The sequence below is a fragment of the uncultured Caballeronia sp. genome (genome assembly GCF_964243625.1).
Classification (GTDB): domain Bacteria; phylum Pseudomonadota; class Gammaproteobacteria; order Burkholderiales; family Burkholderiaceae; genus Caballeronia.
The window spans coordinates 1-2,288 of sequence record NZ_CAXTGZ010000808.1 but is presented as its reverse complement, the minus strand read 5'-3'; the positions used below and the strand labels follow the sequence as shown (position 1 = coordinate 2,288).

The window sequence follows — 2,288 nt, the reverse complement described above, 5'->3', positions numbered from 1 at the left end:
CGCAAAACGGCTTTCGTTTGCCCTGCCGATCACGACAGTAAGCATTCCGATGAGGACGGCGCATCCCAGCGTAGACAACCAGCTAATCGCCCGGCCGGTCGCCAGTTCGTCTATGCCGAACAGACGTGCGGTGATGCCGACTATGATGTGGAAGACAGGCGGATAGTGGTAGACAATCGCCGGATAAACCCCGAGTGGCGCATAGCCTCTGCCGGCCATAATGTTGCGCATCTGTTGCCAGACGATGCCCTCGCCATAATCGAGACCGTAAGGATAGCGGATCAATGCAGCAGCACTGTGTGCCTGGATCGCAAAATGGACGATCAACACGCCGAGGGCAGCTAGCAGCGCCAGCCAAAGCGCGCTGCGGCGGATAGCGTCCGCCAACCCTGAGGCTGGCGACGAAACCTGTGCGCGCGCCATCGTCATTGGCCGCGCCGGGCCGTAATCATCATTTGTTTGCCCATCGGCTTGATCGGCGAGCGAAGATAAGCTCCGATCAACCAACCCCAAGCCGGCATCCGCGATTTGATCGTCAGCGGCAGAAAACGGGGGACGACTTGCGTCACGGTCCAGCCCTGCGCGCGCAGCAAATCCGCCAGGCCAATATGAGAGTAAGGCGTGCGGTGCGTGTAATCGTCGAAATATTCGCGAAAAGCATAGCGATAATTTGGCTGAACGATGCACAATTCGCCTTTGGCCGTGAGCTTGGATGCAATTTGGCCAAGCGCGACGATCAGCTCGTCCTGAGTCAAATGCTCAAACAAGTTCGAGGCGAAAGCAAAATCGACGCTGCCATCGGCGATCCCGCGAAGATCGGTGACAGGGGTGATAACCCGCTCGATACCGGCATCGACATGATCGGGAAGGCTGGGCCAGGTATCGACCGCGATTCGCTTGCGCGCAGTGACGCTGTTGACGAAATCACCATAGCCTGCACCCAGATCAAGCACGGCGGCATCGGCTGCGATCCGATAGCGGAAATGATATCTCCACAATGCGCGCCACGTTGCTGCACGGCGGACGTCGTGCGTCAGTCTGGAACCATGATAGTCGCCGCTCACGCGTAACGCTTCCAGTCGGAGAGCAAGCCGACGATCATGCGCGAGCCGACCTGTAAGCCGCGCCAGTTGTTAACGTTGCCACCCTTGCTGAGGCCGATTCGCGGGTGGAAAGTGATCGGACATTCCAGCAGCACCAGGCCTTCACTCAGCGCGGTATCAAGCAGATGCGCGTTGAACTCGAGATTGACTGCCGGATTGAGCTTGTCGAGCAAATCAATGAGTGCGGTACGGCGACAGAGCTTATACGTCGTACCGACATCAGTGATCGTGCTGAGACCAAGATGTTTAGCCTCCAGCAATTTTCCAACAAACAGGTTGCCATAATAGATGAACGTGCTGAGCTGGGTCAGATACTGGCGCAGCGGCTCGACGGTACGCGTGCCGTTCACGATGTCGGCGTGCGGCGCGTAAGCCAGCAACTTCTCGATGTCATAAGCCCGGAATGTGCTGTCGCCTTCGCACAACACGACGAATTCCGTGTCGGTATATTTGGCCGCTTCACTCAGGCAGCGGTGCACGCAGCGACCATAGCCCTGCGAGGGCTCGTTGAACGTGATCGCGCCGGCGGCTTCGGCGAAGCCGAAGGTACGATCGGTTGAATTGTTGCTTACGACGATGACCCGCTCCACGAGCGGATGCAGCAGAAAGTCCTCAACCGCGCCGGCGATGCTCTCTTCATCGTTATAGGCAGTAAGCGCAACCGTGACGCGGCGTCGTTTGATCGGTTCGTAGCGCACGGGGAGATCGGGCTTCTTGTGTTGGAACATGAACAGCAAATCGAACAAGGCCAGCGTGATACCCGCCAAAATCGGCGCGCCACTGTACCAGACCAGCAAATGGGCAAGTGGATCAAGCGTCGCATGAAGTCCGAGCAAATAGCGCGGAAACACCAGCAATATACCCGCCAGATACATCACAAGGCCGATGCTGAAAATGAGCACGCCATAAAGTAGGAACGGCTTGTGCAGCCGATGCTTAGTCCTCGTTTTTTCGCTCATGTGGCCGGCACTCCCTCCTTGGTTTGGACGTAGAGCGTCATGATTAAGAGTCGGTTATCGATGCTTCTTGCCAAACGCTGTGCCGTCAGAAGCCCCCAGCGCGGCGCGCCGGCGAATCCGGTCACGTGAACGACGAGCATGCGATAGTGTGGTGCGGGGCTCGCCACCGTCGGATCCCCAATATGAGCTCAGGAGGCGAGACTTGGGATCGGGATCACGTCCGGCC

The 2,288-nt window shown here is 57.9% G+C and carries 3 protein-coding genes; all 3 read right to left on the bottom strand.

What is annotated here, in order from left to right; genetic code table 11:
- Positions 1–429 (bottom strand): hypothetical protein (locus tag ACFFAR_RS31180; protein WP_375509225.1); only part of this gene is annotated, 429 nt, incomplete at its 3' end.
- On the bottom strand, positions 426–1,064 hold the full coding sequence (locus tag ACFFAR_RS31175; protein WP_375509224.1) for a methyltransferase domain-containing protein: 639 nt from the start codon (positions 1,062–1,064) through the stop codon (positions 426–428). The genes ACFFAR_RS31175 and ACFFAR_RS31180, both read right to left, overlap by 4 nt.
- Positions 1,061–2,062 (bottom strand): glycosyltransferase, encoded by a 1,002-nt coding sequence (locus ACFFAR_RS31170; protein ID WP_375509223.1) that lies wholly within the window; start codon positions 2,060–2,062, stop codon positions 1,061–1,063. The genes ACFFAR_RS31175 and ACFFAR_RS31170 overlap by 4 nt, the downstream gene beginning before the upstream one ends.
- Positions 2,063–2,288: the final 226 nt, after the last annotated feature.

Excerpts from the sequence above, each read along its gene's own strand:
- ACFFAR_RS31170 (WP_375509223.1), bottom strand. The coding sequence starts at position 2,062 with ATGAGCGAAAAAACGAGGACTAAGCATCGGCTGCACAAGCCGTTCCTA.